This window comes from Nocardia sp. NPDC055029 (assembly GCF_053608525.1).
In genome coordinates, this window is the sequence record NZ_JBSGVQ010000019.1 from 97,452 (window position 1) to 116,680 (window position 19,229).

Sequence of the window (19,229 nt, forward strand, 5' to 3'; positions counted from 1 at the left end):
GGCTCGAACCTCGCGCCTCGGCGTTGTCACTTACATCACATGGCTGCCTGTCCATGCATTGCAGACACTAGGCGGTCAGTTAATAAAAAGGAACTTTTTCCGATAAAAAAACCGAACAAGCGCCCAGTTGGTTTGGAGGGTAGCCCACGACCTGGGCAGCAGTGTGTGCCACGCCACATCCTTGGCGGATGTGTGAGCTGCCACACTTTCAGAACCGGAGACTATGAGCCGAAACGTTGCATCTGCGTTGCATCGGCCCCGAGGCGCCGGTCGAGCACCCGGATCTTGGCCTCGATCTGCGCATACAGTGGCGAATCGCGGTCGACGGTGGCCCGGTACGCGGCCCATGCGGCGGCGTCGTCACGCCCTTCCGGACCCGCTGTCCACCGGCGCAGCACGCCGGGATCGGCCGAAGCGAGCACCGCGGTGCGCAGCCGCACGCGAAGCTCGTCCCGGATGTCGCAAATGCCGGGAGCCGAGGATCGCGGCAGCACCGGACCGGCGTACAAGCGCAATGCGGATTCGATATCACCGGAGTCGAGCGCGGCCCGCAGCGCCTCCACATCGGTTGCGACATGCACCCGGAGACGGTATGGACGCGATCCGACGACCGTCGCGCCGACCACCGACCGCAGGCGCGACATCGCCGCGCGGATCGTGCCGTTGTCGAGATCGGTGTCGTCGAGCAGCAGCGCCAGATGATCGGCGCCAAGGCCTTCGGGATGCTCGGTGAGCAAGAGCAGGATCTCGGCATGGCGTTGCGAGAGCGGTACCCGCTCCCCCGCCACACTCAGCTGTGGCTGTCCGAGGCCGAGCACATCGAGCCCGAGCCGGGCCGGACCCGCGTCGGCGCCCGCGTCGCCGGTGCGTTGCGGCTCCGCGGCCGGGCCACCGCGGCCCGCGCGCATCGCCCGCAGGACGAGATCCATCTCGGCCGCCGTGGCCGCGGCTTTCACCAGAGCGAGGATCTCGGGCTTGGCCACCCGCATCCCGCCGGCAATCATCAGCACGCCGATCAACCGGCCGTCCGGCTCGTGCACCGGCGCCGCAGCGCCGGTGATCTGGTGCATGCGATGGAGGAAATGTTCGGGTCCGTGGATCCAGGTCGCGCGGCCGGTGCGCACGACGAGGCCGACCGCGTTCGTGCCGATCCGGCGTTCGCTGAGATCGTCGCCCTCGCGCACGCCGATCTCGGCGGCGGCGGCGACCTGCTCGGGATGGCCGTGTACCGACAGCACCCGGCCGAACTGGTCGGCGACCGTCACGATCAGTCCGGCGCGCGCCGCGTCCTGGACCAGCAGTTTGTCGATCAGTGGCATCAGTGCGGCGATGGGATGTGCATCCCGGTAACGCACCAGATCGGCACCACGAAGACCGCGACTGTCGAGGACGTCCGTCGGATCGACTCCGCCACGCACACCGCGTAGCCAGGATTCGAGTACGAGCGGACGCAGCAGGCCGGCCAGCTGGGTCAGCTGTTCACCACCGGCACTGAGAAAACCATGGGCCTGTGCGGCATAGGCTTCCAGAGCACCGAGCTGTGCGCCCGTCTCCGCCGCCTGCCGTGGGGGCCGCCCACCTGCGAGATTGCTGACCATTTGCCTTTCTTTCCCGCTACAAACTGTACCGGTCAGTTATCAGCTGCTTCGCCAGAAGTGTGGGTTTGTCCCGCAGGTCACATTGTGGTAGCAAATGTCACTTCGTCACACCGCATGGAGATCGGCTATCAGTGCCGCCAGCAGCACCACCGCGGCCTGCGGACCACGGCGCAACGGCACCGGGACAACGGACAGATCGGCGACCGTGAGGCCCTCGATGCCATGCACCCGGCCGGTCTCGTCGACGACGGCGCGCGGGTCACCGGCGTGGCCCATCCGGCAGGTACCCGAAAGATGCTGGGACGTCCCCAGATGCGCGCGTAGCCAGGTGTCGTCGACGGTGCGCAGCGGTAGGCCGAGCACTCGCGCCGCGACCTCGACCCCGGCGCGCAGCCGGTCGCGATCGCGGGCGCTGCGCAGATAACCCTGGTCGATATGGGCCGGGACGGACGGGTCGGCCGAGCCGAGCGTCAGTTCGCCGGTCGACTCCGGAGACATCAGCGCGACACCGAGCCTGCGCAGGCCCGGCGTGAACATGGGGGTATACGGGCGCAGCTCGAGATCGTCGAGTTCCAGGACGTATTCGAGCGCGACCGTCGCCGATTCCGGCACCGGTCCCGGGTACTCGATACCGATCTCCGGATGATCGGTGCACCCGGCGCCGACCGGTGCGGGCAGCACGACCGGAACACCGAGCGAGCGCAGCCGCGACTCGGGACCGATCCCGGAGCGGATCAGCAGCGCCGCCGATTCCACGGCGCCCGCGCACACGATCACCCGGTCGGCGAAGGCCGTTCCGCGTTCGCGACCGCGCGCCCACTCCACGCCGACGACCCGCGAACCCCGCAGCATCAGCCGGGTCACCGTTGTCCTGCCGGTCACGGTCAGGTTGGACCGGGCGAGGGCTGGATAGAGATGGGTGAGCGCCGGACCGGCTCGGCGGCCGCGCGACAACGCCAGCGGTACCCGACCGAAACCATCCACCCGGTCGACGCCGGGCGGCGTTTCCGTGGGGATAGCGTTGAGATCGGCGACTTCGGTGAAGCCGAGTGCCGCGCAGCGGTCGGCGAACTCCCTGCTGACCGGCGCCGGGTCGATGGTGCGCTGGACCGGGATCGGGCCGCGTGCGCCGTGTCCGGGCGCGGAACCGAAATCCCGATCGGATTCCAGCTCGGCGAGCAGCGGCAGCACCGCGTCGAACGACCACAGCGCGCTGCCGGCCGCCGCGCTCCACTCCGTGAAGTCGGCGGCGGTCGGCCGGATGAAGTAGCTGCCGTTGATCGCGCCCGACCCGCCGATCAGCTTGCCCCGCACGATATTTCCCTGGTACCGCCACACCACGCCGGAGTCAGGGCCGACCGGAAGATGCCCAGGATCGAGCAGGTGGGCAGGCACCTCGGCGGCCGACGCCCAGACCGGTCCCGCCTCCAGCACCAGGACCGTGTGCGCCGGGTCGGCACTGAGCCGGGCCGCGAGCACGCACCCGGCCGACCCGGCCCCGACGACGAGAGTGCTGGTCACGCAGTGAAACTCAGCGGGGCGGCACGCTCGGCTTGAGCGCCTCGAAGCTGCGCGCCCTGATGACGCCGAGCCACAGGCCGCTGCCGTAGGCGACGTCGTCGAGACGCTTGTAGGCGACATAACGCACCGGGTCGAGCCCACCGGAATCGCGATGGGTGAACCAGTCGGCCAGTCCGTCGGCGAGCGCCATGGTGATCGCGATCTTGCGGATCCGCCGCGAGGCGAGCACCGCGACCAGCGTCACCGGCCAGTAGTCGCGGCACATCGCCGAAGCCAGCCGCCACATTCCGGCGAAATAGCCGCGCGCGAGATACACCGCAGCGATGCGGGTCGGATTGTCCAGTTCTGTGAACACCCGCCGCATCCGCACCAGCGCGGTGGCCAGCGTGACCAGCCCGCCGAGCAGTCCCCACTTGGACAGCGTCGCGAACAGAATGCTCGCCAGCACGGTCCAGGTCGGTACCGACAGCGGCGAGACCATCCCCGCGTGCCGTTTGCCGAGCGGTGCGGCGCCGGTGCCGTAGAACAGCTTTCGGCCGAACCAGGCGCGGAAGGCCACCCGGTGGTCGTGGGCGACATGCGCGGCGGGCTCGTAGCGCAGCCGCCAGCCCGCCCGTTCCAGCCGCCAGCACAGGTCGACGTCCTCGGCCACCTGCATCGACTCGTCGAAACCGCCCTCACCGAGCAGCGCCGCGCGCCGGGCGAGCAGCGCCGCGCTCGGCACATAGGACACGACACCGCGCGCGTGCACCGCGGACTCGCGCCTGCCCAGGTCGAGCGAGGACCGGGTGTGCTCGTAGCGGGCCAGCGCGTTGGACTCCTTGTCCAGCGCGACGATGCGCGGCGCGACCAGCGCGACCTGCGGATCGCTGAAGTGCCCGAGCATGACTTCCAGCCAGCCACTGCGGGGGACCACATCGGAGTCGAGGAACGCGACGAAGCCCGTTGTCGCCGCCTGTAATCCGGCATTGCGGGCGGCCGCCGGACCCAGCGGGATCTCGTGGCGCAGCACTGTCACCTGACCGCGGCCCTGACGTGGCGGGATGCGCACTGGTTCGTCGGAGCCGTCGTCGACGACGATGACGTTGTGCCCGCGCAACGTGGCCAGCAGGCGCAGCAGGCCGTCGGCGTTGTTGTAGAGCGGGATGACGACGGTGACATCGTCGAGCGAGGGCAACAGCCGCGGCCGCGGGTTCGCCACACCGGAATCGAGCAGCCGGCGCGCCACGATCGCGGACTTGGTATCGGTCACCTCCAGGTACCCGTCGCCGATCAGCTCGGCGGCCTCCGGGGCCAGGCGCATGATCCGCGCGGGCGATCCACCGATCAGGATCCGACCCCCGGAAAATGCGCGTACCCGTGGATCGATCCGTACCCCGAAGCCGTCGGGCAGACGATCATGGCGCATTCCTCGCATGCTATTCGCACTCGAGCTCGCAGACATCATCACCCCACAAAAAAGGAGGAAAGTCCGCCAGAAATGCCGCCGTGACCGTTAGCCGGACGCGTCAACAAGATCGGCAGCGCACTTTCGGCAACCGGCCCGTTTATCCGAGCGGACTCTCGTTGCACGCCTTGGCAGGAGCACGCTTCACGGTCAACGGCAGCGACACCCGGCCTCGGGTACGAACCGGGCGCGAATGGTCGACCGCGGGTCTGGGAATCGTGCGTCCAGGCATCGACAGCGCCGCTTCGCCATAGCCCTGAACACATTCCGGGTCGGGACCGTTGGCGGGCAGGCCGGTGAAGAACTTCGCCGCCATGCAGCCGCCGCGGCACGCGTCGTAGTGCGAGCACTTGGTGCAGGCGCCACCGTCGACCGGCTCGCGCAGTTCGGCGAACAGCTCCGAGGTCGTCCACACCGCGTCGAAACCGCCGTCGGCGACGATGTTTCCAGCCTTGAACCGGTCGTGGATGGCGAACGGGCAGGCGTAGACGTCGCCCACCGGATCGACCAGGCACACCACCCGGCCCGCGCCGCACATGTTCAGGCCGGGCAGCGCGGAACCGAAGGCGGACAGGTGGAAGAACGAGTCGCCGGTGAGCACGCCCTCGCCGTTGGCGACCAGCCAGTCGTAGAGCTCACGCTGCTGTTCGGGCAGCGGGTGCAGTTCGTCCCAGACGTCGGCGCCGCGGCCCGACGGGCGCAGGCGGGTCAGGCGCAGGGTCGCGCCGTAACGGTCGGCGATGGCCTTGAATTCGTCGAGCTGGGCGATGTTGTGCCGGGTCGCGACGACCGAGAGCTTGGCGTCCTTGAAGCCCGCGTTGTGCAGGTTTTCCAAGGCGCGGATCGCGGTGTCGTAGGAGCCGGGGCCACGCACGGCGTCGTTGACCGCGGCGTCGGCACCGTCGAGGGAGATCTGCACGTCGACGTAGTCACTGGCGGCCAGCCGGGCGGCGACCTCCTCGTTGATGCGAACGCCGTTGGTGGAGAACTTGACCCCCACGTGGTGGGCGGTGGCGTAGTCGACCAGTTCCCAGAAGTCCGGGCGCACCGTCGGCTCGCCGCCGCCGATGTTGACGTAGAAGATCTGCATGCGCTCGAACTCGTCGATCAGCGCCTTGCACTGCTCGGTCGTCAACTCGTTCGGGTCGCGGCGACCCGACGAGGACAGGCAGTGCACGCACGACAGGTTGCACGCGTAGGTGAGTTCCCAGGTCAGGCAGATCGGTGCGGCCAGACCCGATTCGAAGCGGTCGATCAGCCTGCCGCCCTGGGTGGTGTCCGTGGAGGCAGGCATGCTCACCGGTGTCACCGGCGTGACCGGGCCCGGTGCGGGCACGATCATGTCGGTGTCGGCCAGCTGCGCGAGCGCCGCGAGGTGCGCGTCGGACGCACCGACGCCCTTGGCCCGCAGCGCGTCCCGCACCGAGGCATGGGCAGGCAACGACTGCACCACGTCGACCAGGTCGCGGCTCTTGAGGAACGAGAGCTTGCGAGTGCCGAAGTGATACAGCAGCGCACCGAAGGATTCCGGGCGCAGCGAGACGCGCGGATGCAGCGCCCAGCGGGTGTCGAGATCGAGCACGCCTGCCTCCATGGTCAGTACACGCCGCACATGCCGTCGATGCTGACCTCTTCGATCAGCGTCTCGGTGACCAGGTCTTCGTCGGATTCGACGGTCGCACGCGTTGCGTTCTCGGGCATGAGTACCTCCATTGTGTAGCCGGTCACCGCCGACTTTAACGTCAGTCACTGCCATAAAGGGGCGGAATTCGAAAATCTCGATGGCCGCGAGCGCTCTGGGCCGCCCCTCTAGACTTCCGGGAGCAGGACGGGAGCGGGCCGATCGCCCGGTGGCAGTAGAGGTGAGGCGGAAGTTTGCGTAACCACGGAGGGGCAGGGAGCGGCGCGCATTCCACACTCTCGGAGTCGGAGATCGTCGAGGCCGCGCTACGAGTCGTGCGCGAGGACGGCGTGGAGAAGCTGTCGATGCGCAGACTCTCCCGCGAGCTCGGCGTCTCGCCGATGGCGCCGTACTACTACGTCGCCGACAAACGGGAACTGCTCGACCTGGTGGCCAGCGCCGCGCTACTCGGGGTGCGCAAGCCATCGCGCGAGTCGGGGCCATGGCAGGAGCGCCTGCGCGATCTGATCGATCAGATAGACGATAAACTGCGCAGGCATCCCGGCCTGGGCGACATCCTGCTCGAGCAGATGCTCGGCAAGCAGCTCGACCTGATCGACGCGGTGATGGAGATCCTGTTCGACGCGGGCTTCAGCGACCGCAACGTGCTGGCCGCGTACGCGACCATCCACACCTACCTGTTCGGCCGCAGCCGGGTGAATCCGCGTGACCGCTCCGCGCCGGCGGACGTGCTGTTGCCCGAGGCGGTGGCACGGGCCACGAAGTACATGGCGGACCTGCGCGGCAAGTACTCCTACGACTTCGGGATGGAGGTACTGGTCGCCGGTCTCGAGGCACAGCTTGCCCTGCAGGCGCGTCCCGACCTAGCATGAAACTGAAACACGTTCTAGTTTTGTTCGAGAGGACGACATGACCACAGTCGAGGTTCCGCACGGTTCGCGCTCGGTGGTGCTGCGGGTGGCCGCGGTGATCGCCGAAACGGCCGACACCAACTCCGTGGTCTTCGAGGTGCCCGCCGACCTCCGCGAACGCATGACCTACTCGCCGGGCCAGTTCCTGACCCTGCGCATCCCCAGCGACCAGACCGGCTCGGTCGCGCGCTGCTACTCGCTGGCCAGCTCGCCGTTCACCGACGATCTGCCCAAGGTGACGGTCAAGCGCACCGAGGGCGGGTACGGCTCGAACTGGCTGTGCGACAACGTCGCCGCGGGCGACCAGCTCGAGGTGCTGCCCCCGTCGGGCATCTTCACGCCCAAGAACCTCGACGAGAACCTGCTGCTGTTCGGCGCGGGCAGCGGCATCACCCCGGTGATGTCGATCCTGAAGTCGGCGCTGTCGCAGGGCACCGGCAAGGTGGTGCTGGTCTACGCCAACCGCGACGCGAACTCGGTGATCTTCGCCGACGAGCTGCGCGAGCTCGTCGGCAAGCACCCGCAGCGGCTCACCGTCATCCACTGGCTCGAACCGCTGCTCGGGCTGCCGACCGCCGACATGCTCTCGACGCTGGTCGCGCCCTACACCGCCTACGAGGCGTTCATGTGCGGGCCGAAGCCGTTCATGGACCTGGTGCACGACGCGCTGGCCACGCTGGAGGTGCCGCGCGCCCGCACCCACGCCGAGGTGTTCAACTCCCTCGCCGGTGACCCGTTCGCCGACCACGCTCCGGTCGAGGTCAGCGACGCAGAGGCCGCCGACGCCGCGACGGTCGAGGTGGAGCTCGACGGGCAGGTGCACGAGCTGTCCTGGCCGCGCAAGCAGACCCTCGTCGACATCATGCTCGACAAGGGCCTCGACGTGCCCTACTCCTGCCAGGAGGGCGAGTGCGGGTCCTGCGCTTGCACCGTGCTCGAGGGCAAGGTGGAGATGGGGAACGCCGAGATCCTCGACCCCGAGGACATCGAGAACGGGTACATCCTCGGCTGCCAGGCGCGACCGGTCACCGACCACCTGAAGATCCAGTTCTGAGCCGGGGTCCCGGACCAGCTCGACCCTGTCACCGCATCGCGCGGTAGGCGGCGCGTTGCTCCGGGGCCAGGTGCTCGACGGCGTAGCTCAACGCGGTGCGGCCCATGCTCGGCGCGTAGACGTCGAGGAAGCCGGTGAGCACCGCGGGGTCGACGCGTTTGCCGACCTCGCGCAGCATCCAGCCGAGCGCCTTCTGGATCAGGTCGCGGCGGTCGTCGAGCAGCTTGGCGGCCAGTTCCAGCGTCGTGCTCGGGTCGCCCGCCTTGATGAAGGCGAAGGTCGACAGCAGCGCCACCCGCCGCTCCCACAGCGAATCCTGCTGTGCCAGCTGGAACAGCGGGGCGCGGTCTTCGTCGAGCAGCCAGGGGCCGACGATGTGCTCGGCGGAGGCGTCAACCAGATCCCAGTTGTTCACCCGGCCCCGGCGCACGGCGTCGAGGTAGAACTCGACCATCTCCGCGCGGGCGGCGTCGTCGCGGGTGCGCGGTTTCGACGCGGCGGCGAAGCGCGCGTTCAGGATGAGCAGGGCGGCCAGGCGCTCTTCGTGGACCGGGCTGTCGAGCAGCTCGCCGATCTGCTTCAGCGGAAGGGTGGCGAACTGTTTCGCGACCTTTCTGGTGGCGGGGACGCGGACGCCGAGGAAGACGTCTCCCTCGCCGTATTCGCCGGGGCCCGTCTTGAAGAAGCGCTGTAAGTGCCGCGCGTCAGCCGGATTCGCCAGTTCGGCCAGCGCGGACCGCACCTGGTCGGCAGTGGGAGCCTCGGACACCACAAACACCTCCGATCGACGGACAACCACCCGTATTCAACACGGGTGCACCGACAATTCGTGGCCGGTCAGAGGTCGGTGGCGCCGAGTAGCCGACCGGATTCGAATGTCGCCGCGCTGGACGGCAATGCACCGGGAAGGCCGCTCTTGCGGACCGTGACGGTGCCGTTGCCCGTCGTCGGGCGGCCGAGTTCGTCCATCTTGCGCATGGTCTGCGCGGCGACGGCCTGGGCGCTGTCGAACAGGCGCACACCGTCGGGCAGCGCGGCCACGATGGCATCGATGACCAGCGGATAGTGCGTGCAACCGAGGACGACGCCCTCGACGTCGGCCGGCGTGCGCGCTGCGGCGTCGGCGATGGAGTCGCGGATGGCGGGCAGGTCGCCGCGGTCGATCGCGTCGGCCAGGCCGTGGCAGGCTACGCCGACGACCTTCGCGTCACCGGCGAAGCGGGCGATCAGGTCGGCCTGGTAGCGGCTGGCGGTGGTCGCCGCGGTCGCCCACACCGCCACCGACCGGCACTGCGCCGCCGCGGGCTTGATGGCGGGCACGGTCCCGATCACCGGCACCGATTCCCCCACCGCGGCCCGCACGTGCTCCAGCGCCGTCACGCTCGCGGTATTGCACGGCAGCACGATCACTTCGGCGCCCAGTTCGAGCGCCTGCCGCGCCGCGCCGAGCACCCGCTCGACCACCCAGTCCTCCGGTTTGGGCCCCCACGGTGCGCCCTCGGGGTCGAGCAGGAGCAGCAGATCCACATCGGGCCGCAACTTGCGCAACCACGCAGCCGTCGGCAGTAGGCCTAGGCCGGAATCGATAAGCGCGACGATCACGGGGTCCACCGTATTACAGGCACCCGAATCGGCCCGTCGCGACCGTGTCCCCCGCCGATTCGGCGCGGCTAGACCAATTCGATCTCGTCGAACCCGACCGTCAGATTGTGCCGCCGCTCGCGCAGGACGCCGCCTTCGCGGTGGGCGACCCCTTCGGCGAACTCGAGCCGCAGCGTCGCGCGCCGGACATCGACCTCACGGACGACGCCACAGATTCCGACGAACGGCCCCGCCGGGAACTGGACGACATCACCGGGCGCGTAATCGGTAAACCCCACGCCGCCACAGTAATCCAGTTCCGCGGCGCCGGACAGAGCCTTCGGGTCAGCCCGCGGCGGCGAGGAGGTCCGCCACCGGGGTCTCGGTGGCCAGTTTGGCGCGCAGCTTCATCACCTGGCCGGTCAGGCCCGCACCGAGGACGGCGGTGAGGATGCCGTCGCGGGAGTAGTAGGCGAGGAACTTGCGGCCGTCGTCGGTGACCACAATGACGTCGTCGGTGGGTGACGGGGTGCCGAGGGCCTGGATCTTGACGTCGTACTGGTCGCTCCAGAAGTACGGCACCCTGGCCGCGGTCGGGGCAGCCCCGCCGAGTAGCGCGGTGACCAGGAGTTTCGCCTGTTCGCCCGCGCTGGTCCAGTGTTCGACGCGCTTGCGGACGCCGGTGTCGTGCTGCCAGGCGGCGACATCGCCGACCGCCCAGACACCCTCGGCGGAGGTGCGGCCGACCTCGTCGGCGAGCACACCGCCCCCGACGGCTTTGTCGGCGAGTTCGATGCCGGAATCGGCCAGCCAGTCGGTGACCGGGACCGACCCGACACCGATCACGACCAGGTCGGCGTCGATCTCGCTGCCGTCGGTGAGCACAGCGCCACGCACCCGCCCGGCATCGTCGGCGCGCAGCGTGTCGACGCCGACGCCGCAGCGCAGGTCGACGCCCTCCTCGCGATGCATGCGGGCCACCAGGCCGCCGATCCGCTCACCCAGCACCGAGGCGAGCGGGGTCGGCTGCGGCTCGACGAGGCTCACCTCGACGCCGGCCGCGCGGAAACTGGCCGCCAGTTCGCAGCCGATGAAACCGGCGCCGATGATCAGCGCCCGGTTCGCGCCGTCCAGTTCCGCGCGCAGGGTCTGGGCGTCCTCGTGGGCGCGCAGCACGTGCACGCCGGCCACCTCGGACAGGCCGGGCAGCCTGCGCGGGCGCAGACCGGTCGCGATGATCAGCTGGTCGTAGCCGATGCCGGTGCCGTCGGCGAGGGTGACGGTGCGCGCGGCGGTGTCCACCCCGGTGACCGCGGTGCCGAGGCGCAGCTCGATGTTCTTCTCCGCGAAGAACTCCGGCGGACGCAGGGTGGTGTCGTCGGTCTCGCCGCGGACGAACTGCTTGGACAGCGGCGGGCGATCGTAGGGCGGGCGCGTCTCGTCGCCGAGCAGCAGCACACCGCCCTCGTACCCGGCCCTGCGCAGTTCCTCAGCCGTGCGCAGGCCGGCCAGACCCGCTCCGACGATCACGATGGGCGCGCTCATACCTGTGTCCTCTCGCCATGAGCGGCGCCCTACGTGCTCGCGCGAGCCACCGCCGCCGGGAGCTGACCGCCCATGTCCTTGTGTCGCGGGCCACTACGGCCCCCAGATGTTTGTACCAGTGCGCACGGTCACCAGTGACACCCACGTCGCAACATAACCGTGCCGGTTCCGGTATAGACCGGGCGGTCAATCAGGAGTAGACCGAGGTCAGAAGGATTTTCCATCTCACCGAGGAGGCATTTCCCTATGTTCACCGACAGCCGTGCACAGGACTTTCTCGCCGTAGTGCTCGGCGCATTCACCGCGCTGTCGCCCCTGTGGGTCAGCACCAACGACAACGCCCGCTGGACGTTGATCGTGCTCGGCGTACTCATCGCGGCGACCGGGCTGATCCAGATGGTCAGGGCGGAAATGGCCGCCGCCGACTACGCCATGGGCCTGTTCGGCGTCCTGCTGTTCATCTCGCCGTGGGCGATGGACTTCACCGCCTACCGCGGCGCGTCCATGACCGCATGGGTCGTCGGAGTAGTGACGGTGGTGGTGGCGGTCGCCGCGCTGCCCGCGATGAATGCCCGCTTGCACAACATGGCTCCGCATCACTGATGCCGGGCCGACACGTCGGGCGCCGCAACGCGAAACGCGATGGCGACGCCCGGCAACTCATTCTGGATGCCGCCGAAAACCTGTTCGCCGCACACGGTTTCGACGCCACCCCGACCGCGGCCCTCGCCGCGGCCGCCGGTGTGCCCAAGGGCCTGGTCTTCTACTACTTCCCCACCAAGAACGCGATCCTGTCCGCGCTCATGCGCGAACGCGTCCCGGAACACCCGATCGACGACCTGAACGCCGTCATCGCCCCCGGTGACCCGGCCACCAGCCTGATCAACCTCGACACCGCCATCAACCTGCGTGACCACCACTCCTCGGTCCTGCGCGTCATCATGTGGCGCGAGGCCGACACCCACCCCGACGTCCGGCGCCGCCTGCGCCAGCTCCGCGACCAGCTCCTCGACGTCACCGCCCGCGTCCTCCAGGAGAGCGTCCCCACCCCCATCCGCCCCAGCACCCTGCGCGCCTGCGCCGCCGCCTGGGTCTCGGCCATGTTCGCCATCGCGGGCACCGACCGCCTACACGCTCTCGACGACATCCCGGTCCCCACCACCGACGACCTGCTCTCCGTCGCCCAGGTGGTCGCCGCGGGCATGACCCACCTCGGCTGACCGGCGCAGCACGCGCACCGCCAGCAGCCCGAGCGCGGCATGTAGCAGCCCCGCGGTCACGGCGACCACGTGCAGGCCGTCCACGAACGCGGCGCGCGCGTCCGCGAGCACGAACGGCGCGAGAGCGGGCAGGCGCAGGGTCTCGCCGAGGGTCGGCGCGAGGTCGGGGCCGTGCAGCCGGAACAGCAGCGCGGCCAGCGAGCCGAAGACCGCGATCCCGACGGCGTTGCCGAGTTCGTTGCCGGTCTCGGCGAGCGCGGCGGCCGAACCTGCCCGTTCGGGCGGGACCGCGGCGACGGCGATATCGGCGACCACGCTGAACGAGATGCCGTAGCCGATGCCCGCGACGGCGGTCGAGGCGATGTACCAACCCGCACCGCCCGTATCACCGGCGAACAGCAACAGGAACAGTCCGGCGGCGATGGCGAAGTGCGCGCCGATCAGCGCCGCCGACTGCCCGATCCGGGCGACGACGCTGGGCGTCACGACCGCGGCCACGGTGAGCACCACGGCACCGGGGACCGCGAGCGAGGCCGCGCGGGCGACCGTCAGCCCGAGCACCGACTGCAGATAGGTGCTCGCGAGATAGGCGGTCGCCGACCAGGCGGCCAGCGGCAGGAATCCGGTGACGATCGCGATCGTGAACACCGGACTGCGGAACAGCCCGAAGTCGATGAGTGGGTGCGTGATCCGGAACTGCCTGCGCACGAACCAGATCAGCAGCGCGAGACCGGCGAGCCCGGCCACCGACCCGGTCGCGGACAGACCGTCCGCCGCCGCGTGCTTGACCGCGTACATGGTGAGCAGCAGCCCGGCGGCCGAGGCGAGCACACTCACCACATCGACCCGACCGACGCCGGACTCGCGCACCTCACGCAGCAGTACGGGTGCGAACACCAGGAACACCAGCAGGACAGGCAGATTGATCAACAGCACCGATCCCCACCAGAACCTGGTGAGCAGCTGCCCCGCGACGATCGGGCCGACGGCGAACCCCGCGGCGAAGGTGGCGGCGAAGATCCCGATGGCCTGTGCGCGCAGGCGCGGGTCGGCGAACAGGGTGCTCAGGATCGCCAGCGCCGACGGCAGCAGCGTCGCTCCCGCCACGCCCATCAGCACCCGCAGGCCGATCAGGATCTCGGCGCTCGGCGCGAAAGCCGCTGCTGCCGAAGCCAGCCCGAACACGGCGGCGCCGATCATCAGCAGCCGGAGCCTGCCGTACCGGTCGCCGATGCCGCCGAACGCGATCAGCAGCGAGCCGACCGCGAAACCGTAACCGTCCAGGATCCACAGGGATTGGTCCGCGGTCGGGGTGAGCGCGTCGGTGATCGCGGGCATGGCGAGGAACAGCACGGAGCCGTCCATGGCGACCAGCAGGACGGGCCCGAGGATCACCACCAGACCCAGCCAGGCCCGCAGCGTCGAAGGGGGTGTGTCGAGTCGAGTCATGACCCCGAATCTGCGGCAGCCCGCCACCGGCAACCAGACCCGGTGATGGGTACACCTCGCGGGGATACCCGCCGGTCCGCCGCCGTGCCTACGATCGGAAGACATGGAACTGGAAAGCCTCGGCGCATTCCTCAAGACCCGCCGCGACCGGACCACACCCGAGCGCATCGGGCTGCGGACCTACGGCGCCACCCGCCGGGTGCCCGGGCTGCGCCGCGAGGAGCTGGCCCAGCTGGCCGGTGTCAGCGCCGGTTACTACACGCGACTCGAACAGGATCAGGCGGGAACGGCATCGTCGCAGGTCATCGAGGCCATCGCCCGGGTGCTGCGGCTCGACCCCGCCGAGACCACTCACCTGCACAACCTGGCCGGACTCCCCGCAACGCCGCGCCTGACCCGCTCCGAACCCGAACGCGCCCACCCCAGGGTCCTCGCGCTGCTCGACGCGCTCGGCGACACCATGCCCGCCGTAGTCCTCGGCCGCCGCGGTGACGTGCTGGCCTGGAACCGCACCGGGCACGCCCTGTTCGCCGAACACCTCGACTTCGCCGCCCCCGCTGACCCGGCCCTGCGTCCCTCGATCCCGCGCATGTTCTTCCTCGACCCCCTCACCAGGGACCTGCACCGCAACTGGTCCGAGCTGGCCCGCATCCACGTCGCCTACCTGCGCCTCACCGCGGGCCGCTACCCCACCGACGGTCACCTGGCGGAACTGATCGGCGAATTGTCCATGCGCAGTGCCGAATTCGCCGCCCTGTGGGCCGAGGGCGAAGTCGCCGACTGCACAGTCGGCGCCATGCACCTGCATCACCCCACCGTCGGGCCCGTCGACGTCGACTACCAGGTGTGGCTGCAACCGGACAGCCCCGACCACCGACTCGAGGTCTACACCCCGCGCGACGCGAGCACGGCCGACGCGCTACGGCTGCTCGGCCCTGCGACAGCGGAGAGTGCGCACGACCAGCATCGTGTCCTCGCCGCCGAGTGACCGACGCGTGATCTACCGCACCGAGGCGCGCATCATGTCGGCTCGCTGCCGACGGCGTGCACCGCACAGAACTCGGCGAGCCCAGCGGCTGTAGGCGGTGGTAGCGACCTGCCGAGGCGAGTAACCCGGTGGCGTCGTCTCCACTGGATACGACGCCACCGGGCCTGTTCAGCCGCCGGCGATGATCGACTCCGCGACCGCCGGTGGGACCGGCGCGTAGGAGTCGAACACCATGGAGTAGTTCGCCCGGCCCCGGGTCTTCGAGCGAAGATCACCGATGTAGCCGAACATCTCCTGGAGTGGGGTCAGGGCCCGCACGACGTGGGCGCCGCCCCGCTGGGTGAGGTCGGTGACGCGGCCGCGGCGGGCGTTCAGGTCACCGATCACCTCGCCGATGTACTCCTCGGGAGTGACGACCTCGACGGCCATCAGCGGTTCGAGGAGCACCGGTTTCGCCAACGCGGCGGCGGCTCGCACCGCTGCCGCGCCTGCCATCCGGAACGCGAGATCCGACGAATCCTGCACGTGGGCGGCGCCGTCGAGCAGCGTCACCTTCACGTTCACCAGGGGGAAGCCGGCCAGCGCGCCGACGCGCAGCGCGTCCTGCGCGCCCGCGTCGACCGCGGGGATGTACTCCCGCGGTACGCGCCCACCCGCGACCCGGCTCTCGAATTCGTAGACCGCGCCGTCTTCGGCCACGTGCGGCTCCAGCGCGATCACCACCTTGGCGAACTGCCCGCGCCCACCCACCTGCTTGCGATGGGTGTACTCGAACAGATCCACCGCGGCGGTGACGGTTTCGCGATAGGCCACCCGTGGTGCGCCGATCTCGGCCTCGACCCGGAACTCCCGCTTCATCCGGTCGACCAGGATCTCCAGATGCAGTTCGCCCATGCCGCCGACGACCGTCTGGCCGGTCTCGCTGTCGACGTGCACGGTGAACGTCGGATCCTCCTCGGCCAGGCGAGCCAGGGCGACGCCGAGCTTGTCCTGATCCGCGCGGGTCCGCGGTTCGATCGAGACGGCGAGGACGGGGTCGGGGAAGGTCATCGACTCCAGCACGATCGGCGCGTTCCGATCGCACAGGGTGTCGCCGGTGCCCGTCTCCTTCAGACCGATCACGGCACAGATCTGACCGGCCTGCACCCGATCGACGGCGATCTCGGTGCTCGAATGCATCTGGAACAGCTTGCCCAGGCGCTCCTTTCGTCCATTCGTCGAATTCAGTACGGCCGCACCGGGTTCGATGCGGCCCGAGTAGACCCGCAGGTACACGAGCTTGCCGAAGAACGGATGCAGCGCGACCTTGAACGCCAGGGCCGCGAACGGCTCGGCGATATCGGGCGCGCGCTCGATGTTCTCCCCTTCCGGTGAGAAGCCGTGCACCGCGACCACATCCAGCGGCGAAGGCAGGTAGTCGACCACCGCGTCCAGCAGCGGCTGCACGCCGATGTTGGCCAGCGCCGAACCGCACAGGACGGGGTAGGCGCGCGCGTCGACCGTCATCGTGCGGATGGCGGCCTTGAGCTCGTCGACCGGGATCGCCGCGCCGGAGAGGTAGCGCTCCAGCACCGCCTCGTCGGCCTCGGCGACCGCGGCCAGCAGCGCCTCACGGTGCTGTTCGGCCTTGACGCGCAGGTCGTCCGGGATCTCGACGACCTCGAAACGCGCACCGCGGTCGGTGTCGCCACGCCACACCTTCGCCCTCATCTCGACCAGGTCGACGATGCCGTCGAACTCGCCCTCCGCGCCGATCGGCAGCTGAATCACCAACGGCCGCACGCCGAGTCGCTCCGCGATGGTCCGCACGGTGAAGGCGAAATCCGCACCGAGCTTGTCCATCTTGTTGACGAAGCAGATCCGCGGCACGCCGTACCTGTCGGCTTGGCGCCACACCTGCTCCGACTGCGGCTCGACGCCCTCCTTGGCATCGAACACGGCGACCGCGCCGTCGAGTACCCGCAGCGATCGCTCCACCTCGACGGTGAAGTCGACGTGGCCGGGGGTGTCGAGGATGGTGATCTCGTGCTCGTTCCACCAGCAGGTGGTGGCCGCGGCGGCGATGGTGATGCCGTGCTCGCGCTCCTGGATCATCCGGTCCATGGCGGCGGTCCCGTCGTGGACCTCGCCGAGGGTGCGGGTGACGCCGGTGTAGAACAGCACCCGCTCGGTGGTGGTGGTCTTGCCCGCGTCGATGTGGGCGGCGATGCCGATATTGCGCATGCGGGCGAGGTCGGCGCGTGGTCTGGTCATGGGAATCCCCCAGTGGGTCAACTAGTTCGGTCGAAGAGTCGACGCTCGCCAGTTGTGCGTTCCACCGGACGGCACGGGCGTCGGATCACGCGGCGCCACACCGGCGCCCGAAGACCCGAGGTGAACTAGTGCCGCGAATGCGGACGTGCCGTAACCATGAGTCCAGTTCTACGCGGTCGGCTGCCCGGCTGTCGACGGGATTTCCGCCGGCGCGTGTTCGGGAATTCGAGCCGGGCATAAATCCGCCGCGAGCACGGTTCGTCACAACGAGGGCCCGGCTGTGGTGGCCCATCCGGCGAGTCATGCACCGTGCACCCAGAGGAGACCCACCGATGACAGCAGAGTTCGACCCGCGAGAGCTGCTCGCGACGGCCAAGCTCGGCGTACTGGCCACGATCAAAGCGGACGGACGTCCGCAACTGTCCCCGGTCACCCAGTACTACGACCGTGATGCCGGGATCATCTATGTCTCGATGACCGAAGGCCGGGCCAAGACGGCCAACCTCCGGCGGGATCCGCGGGCCGCCTTCGAGGTCACCGCGCCCGACGGCTGGTCCTGGGCCACGGCCGAGGGCAGCGTCACCCTCACCGGTCCCGGCACCGACCCGAACGGTCCCGAGGTGGAGGCTCTTGTCGCCTACTACCGGGCCGCCGCCGGTGAGCACCCGGACTGGAACGAGTACCGGGAGGTCATGGTTTCGGACCGCCGGGTGCTGATGGCGTTGAGCGTCGAACACGTCTACGGCGCCAAGATTCGCTGATCGCGCGGAAATCGACACGCTCGCTACCGTGGGCGGCACGTGCTAGTTCTTCACCACCAGGCAGGAGAGGCCGTTGAGTCAGGAATCGTTGTTGCGTCGGGGCTTGAGCGGGTTCAACGCCGGAGTGGTCGCGTTGACCGAGGCGCCGGTCGTCGGGAAGCTCCTCGGTGGGTCCTTCGCTCAGGTCAGCTACGTCGGCCGCCGCTCGGGGCGCACCTTCAGCACGCCGGTCAACTACCGCCGTTCCGGTGACGAGTACGTCATCGGGGTGATGATGCCGGACAAGAAGAAGTGGTGGCGCAATTTCCTCGGCGAGGGCGCGCCGGTCACCCTGCGTATCGGTGGTGTGGATCAGTCTGGCCACGCGGTGAGCCAACGCGACGACCGCGGTCGCGTCACCGTTCGCGTCCGGCCTGCCTGATCAAGCCCCCTCCAGGAATGCGGTGACGTCGGGCGCGAAACGCTGGTGCTTGATGGCGCCGAGGTGCGTGGTGTCGGGATAGATCACGAGGCGAGCGCCGGGGATGCCGTCGGCGGTGTGGCGGAAGGTGTCGACGGAGTAGTACTCGTCCCGATCACCGCCGACGACCAGGGTCGGGGCCGTGATGTCGGCGAGCCTGCCGTCGAGATCGAACGCGTCCTCGGCGCGCACGAACGCGAGGGTGTCGGCCGGATTCTTCGGCCGCACCAGCGGATCGGCCAGCCATCCGACGGCACCGACCAGCCGCGCCTTGACCGGTGACTCGATCCCCTGGGTCACCAGATGGTGCAGCGCCCGCTTCCGCGCTGCCGCGGCCGTCGCGTACTTCATCTGCGACTCCCGCGCGGCATCTTCGAGCCGATACCCCGACGAGGCGACCACCAGCCTGCGCACCACCGCCGGATGATCCGCGGCCAGCTGCAACGCCAGCGACCCACCGGACGAGATCCCCAGCACATCGACCGGTTCGCCGAACTCGGCCCGCAACGCCTCTGCGTGCTCCCGCGCGATATCGGCCATCGTCGTCCCCACCGGCATCCCCGGCGCGCGATTCACCGCATACACCCGGAAATGCCTGGCCAACGGCGCCATCGTCTTGATCTCACTGGCCCGCATCCACCCACGCGGATTGTCGTGATCGGGCGTGAACCACCGCAAGAACACCAACGGCCGCCCCGAACCGAACGCCAGATACGGCATCCCGTGTTCGAGGGTCCCCTCCGTGACGTCCAACTCCTGTTCGAGCGCAGCTCTACCCACGACGTCTCCGATCCCTTCG

General features: G+C 69.2%; 19 protein-coding genes. 7 read left to right on the forward strand and 12 right to left on the reverse strand.

From position 1 onward, the window contains the following. Nucleotides 1-221: 221 nt before the first annotated feature. The 5 genes from ACWF9G_RS18160 to mftA form a co-directional block, all read right to left on the reverse strand. Nucleotides 222-1,598 (reverse strand): GAF domain-containing protein, encoded by a 1,377-nt coding sequence (locus ACWF9G_RS18160; protein WP_379305781.1) that lies wholly within the window; start codon nucleotides 1,596-1,598, stop codon nucleotides 222-224. Nucleotides 1,599-1,703: 105 nt separating this feature from the next. Then, complete coding sequence (gene mftG / locus ACWF9G_RS18165) at nucleotides 1,704-3,119, reverse strand: mycofactocin dehydrogenase MftG (RefSeq protein ID WP_452516560.1); 1,416 nt, start codon at nucleotides 3,117-3,119, stop codon at nucleotides 1,704-1,706. 10 nt (nucleotides 3,120-3,129) lie between these two features. Continuing rightward, nucleotides 3,130-4,527 (reverse strand): mycofactocin biosynthesis glycosyltransferase MftF, encoded by a 1,398-nt coding sequence (mftF, locus tag ACWF9G_RS18170; RefSeq protein ID WP_379305785.1) that lies wholly within the window; start codon nucleotides 4,525-4,527, stop codon nucleotides 3,130-3,132. Nucleotides 4,528-4,666: 139 nt separating this feature from the next. Further along, entirely contained in the window at nucleotides 4,667-6,160 is a 1,494-nt protein-coding gene (mftC, locus tag ACWF9G_RS18175) for a mycofactocin radical SAM maturase (protein ID WP_379305799.1), read from the reverse strand. Nucleotides 6,161-6,162: 2 nt separating this feature from the next. Then, nucleotides 6,163-6,267: a mycofactocin precursor MftA gene (gene mftA / locus ACWF9G_RS18180; RefSeq protein ID WP_189025716.1), complete on the reverse strand. Its 105-nt coding sequence runs from the start codon at nucleotides 6,265-6,267 to the stop codon at nucleotides 6,163-6,165. Between the two features lie 174 nt (nucleotides 6,268-6,441). On the opposite strand from mftA, the gene mftR2 reads away from it, so the two are divergent. Together mftR2 and ACWF9G_RS18190 are read left to right on the forward strand one after the other, a co-directional pair. After that, nucleotides 6,442-7,080 carry a mycofactocin system transcriptional regulator MftR2 gene (mftR2, locus tag ACWF9G_RS18185; protein WP_379305788.1) on the forward strand — a complete coding sequence of 213 codons (639 nt, stop codon included), beginning with the start codon at nucleotides 6,442-6,444 and terminating at the stop codon, nucleotides 7,078-7,080. Nucleotides 7,081-7,117: 37 nt separating this feature from the next. Then, nucleotides 7,118-8,173, forward strand: coding sequence for a 2Fe-2S iron-sulfur cluster-binding protein (locus tag ACWF9G_RS18190; RefSeq protein ID WP_452516561.1), 1,056 nt, complete (start codon nucleotides 7,118-7,120; stop codon nucleotides 8,171-8,173). 28 nt (nucleotides 8,174-8,201) lie between these two features. On the opposite strand, the gene ACWF9G_RS18195 is transcribed toward ACWF9G_RS18190, so the two are convergent. The 4 genes from ACWF9G_RS18195 to ACWF9G_RS18210 form a co-directional block, all read right to left on the reverse strand. After that, the gene (locus ACWF9G_RS18195; RefSeq protein WP_452516563.1) at nucleotides 8,202-8,942 is read right to left on the reverse strand and encodes a DNA alkylation repair protein; all 741 of its coding nucleotides are present in this window, start codon (nucleotides 8,940-8,942) and stop codon (nucleotides 8,202-8,204) included. 68 nt (nucleotides 8,943-9,010) lie between these two features. Beyond that, nucleotides 9,011-9,775, reverse strand: coding sequence for a glutamate racemase (locus tag ACWF9G_RS18200; protein ID WP_452516565.1), 765 nt, complete (start codon nucleotides 9,773-9,775; stop codon nucleotides 9,011-9,013). A gap of 68 nt (nucleotides 9,776-9,843) precedes the next feature. After that, a complete protein-coding gene (locus ACWF9G_RS18205) occupies nucleotides 9,844-10,053 on the reverse strand; it encodes a hypothetical protein (protein WP_189025706.1) in 210 nt (69 codons plus the stop codon). A gap of 46 nt (nucleotides 10,054-10,099) precedes the next feature. Continuing rightward, a complete protein-coding gene (locus ACWF9G_RS18210; RefSeq protein ID WP_452516567.1) occupies nucleotides 10,100-11,299 on the reverse strand; it encodes an NAD(P)/FAD-dependent oxidoreductase in 1,200 nt (399 codons plus the stop codon). Between the two features lie 246 nt (nucleotides 11,300-11,545). Between ACWF9G_RS18210 and ACWF9G_RS18215 the strand changes: the two genes are divergently transcribed. Further along, nucleotides 11,546-11,902, forward strand: coding sequence for an SPW repeat domain-containing protein (locus ACWF9G_RS18215; protein WP_452516568.1), 357 nt, complete (start codon nucleotides 11,546-11,548; stop codon nucleotides 11,900-11,902). Then, nucleotides 11,902-12,519, forward strand: a complete 618-nt coding sequence (locus tag ACWF9G_RS18220) for a TetR/AcrR family transcriptional regulator (RefSeq protein WP_452516569.1) — start codon at nucleotides 11,902-11,904, stop codon at nucleotides 12,517-12,519. The genes ACWF9G_RS18215 and ACWF9G_RS18220 overlap by 1 nt, the downstream gene beginning before the upstream one ends. On the opposite strand, the gene ACWF9G_RS18225 is transcribed toward ACWF9G_RS18220, so the two are convergent. Then, nucleotides 12,427-13,968 (reverse strand): MFS transporter, encoded by a 1,542-nt coding sequence (locus ACWF9G_RS18225; protein ID WP_452516571.1) that lies wholly within the window; start codon nucleotides 13,966-13,968, stop codon nucleotides 12,427-12,429. The genes ACWF9G_RS18220 and ACWF9G_RS18225 overlap by 93 nt on opposite strands. A gap of 103 nt (nucleotides 13,969-14,071) precedes the next feature. Here ACWF9G_RS18225 and ACWF9G_RS18230 point away from each other — a divergent pair, with 103 nt between their 5' ends. After that, nucleotides 14,072-14,956: a helix-turn-helix transcriptional regulator gene (locus ACWF9G_RS18230; protein WP_452516573.1), complete on the forward strand. Its 885-nt coding sequence runs from the start codon at nucleotides 14,072-14,074 to the stop codon at nucleotides 14,954-14,956. Nucleotides 14,957-15,124: 168 nt separating this feature from the next. Here ACWF9G_RS18230 and fusA read toward each other — a convergent pair whose 3' ends face one another. Continuing rightward, nucleotides 15,125-17,209, reverse strand: a complete 2,085-nt coding sequence (gene fusA / locus ACWF9G_RS18235; protein WP_452516574.1) for an elongation factor G — start codon at nucleotides 17,207-17,209, stop codon at nucleotides 15,125-15,127. Nucleotides 17,210-17,541: 332 nt separating this feature from the next. Here fusA and ACWF9G_RS18240 point away from each other — a divergent pair, with 332 nt between their 5' ends. Together ACWF9G_RS18240 and ACWF9G_RS18245 are read left to right on the forward strand one after the other, a co-directional pair. After that, the gene (locus tag ACWF9G_RS18240) at nucleotides 17,542-17,970 is read left to right on the forward strand and encodes a PPOX class F420-dependent oxidoreductase (RefSeq protein WP_379310400.1); all 429 of its coding nucleotides are present in this window, start codon (nucleotides 17,542-17,544) and stop codon (nucleotides 17,968-17,970) included. 73 nt (nucleotides 17,971-18,043) lie between these two features. Then, nucleotides 18,044-18,391 (forward strand): nitroreductase/quinone reductase family protein, encoded by a 348-nt coding sequence (locus ACWF9G_RS18245; protein WP_379310399.1) that lies wholly within the window; start codon nucleotides 18,044-18,046, stop codon nucleotides 18,389-18,391. Here ACWF9G_RS18245 and ACWF9G_RS18250 read toward each other — a convergent pair whose 3' ends face one another. Then, on the reverse strand, nucleotides 18,392-19,210 hold the full coding sequence (locus ACWF9G_RS18250) for an alpha/beta fold hydrolase (RefSeq protein ID WP_452516577.1): 819 nt from the start codon (nucleotides 19,208-19,210) through the stop codon (nucleotides 18,392-18,394). Between the last annotated feature and the right edge of the window lie 19 nt (nucleotides 19,211-19,229).

What these genes read in the sequence shown, in the direction of transcription:
- ACWF9G_RS18160 (WP_379305781.1), bottom strand. Translation starts at nt 1,598, where the DNA reads ATGGTCAGCAATCTCGCAGGTGGGCGGCCCCCACGGCAGGCGGCGGAG.
- mftF (WP_379305785.1), bottom strand. Translation starts at nt 4,527, where the DNA reads ATGCGCCATGATCGTCTGCCCGACGGCTTCGGGGTACGGATCGATCCA.
- mftC (WP_379305799.1), bottom strand. Translation starts at nt 6,160, where the DNA reads ATGGAGGCAGGCGTGCTCGATCTCGACACCCGCTGGGCGCTGCATCCG.
- mftA (WP_189025716.1), bottom strand. Translation starts at nt 6,267, where the DNA reads ATGCCCGAGAACGCAACGCGTGCGACCGTCGAATCCGACGAAGACCTG.
- ACWF9G_RS18190 (WP_452516561.1), top strand. Translation starts at nt 7,118, where the DNA reads ATGACCACAGTCGAGGTTCCGCACGGTTCGCGCTCGGTGGTGCTGCGG.
- ACWF9G_RS18210 (WP_452516567.1), bottom strand. Translation starts at nt 11,299, where the DNA reads ATGAGCGCGCCCATCGTGATCGTCGGAGCGGGTCTGGCCGGCCTGCGC.
- ACWF9G_RS18215 (WP_452516568.1), top strand. Translation starts at nt 11,546, where the DNA reads ATGTTCACCGACAGCCGTGCACAGGACTTTCTCGCCGTAGTGCTCGGC.
- ACWF9G_RS18220 (WP_452516569.1), top strand. Translation starts at nt 11,902, where the DNA reads ATGCCGGGCCGACACGTCGGGCGCCGCAACGCGAAACGCGATGGCGAC.
- ACWF9G_RS18225 (WP_452516571.1), bottom strand. Translation starts at nt 13,968, where the DNA reads ATGACTCGACTCGACACACCCCCTTCGACGCTGCGGGCCTGGCTGGGT.
- ACWF9G_RS18230 (WP_452516573.1), top strand. Translation starts at nt 14,072, where the DNA reads ATGGAACTGGAAAGCCTCGGCGCATTCCTCAAGACCCGCCGCGACCGG.
- fusA (WP_452516574.1), bottom strand. Translation starts at nt 17,209, where the DNA reads ATGACCAGACCACGCGCCGACCTCGCCCGCATGCGCAATATCGGCATC.
- ACWF9G_RS18240 (WP_379310400.1), top strand. Translation starts at nt 17,542, where the DNA reads ATGACAGCAGAGTTCGACCCGCGAGAGCTGCTCGCGACGGCCAAGCTC.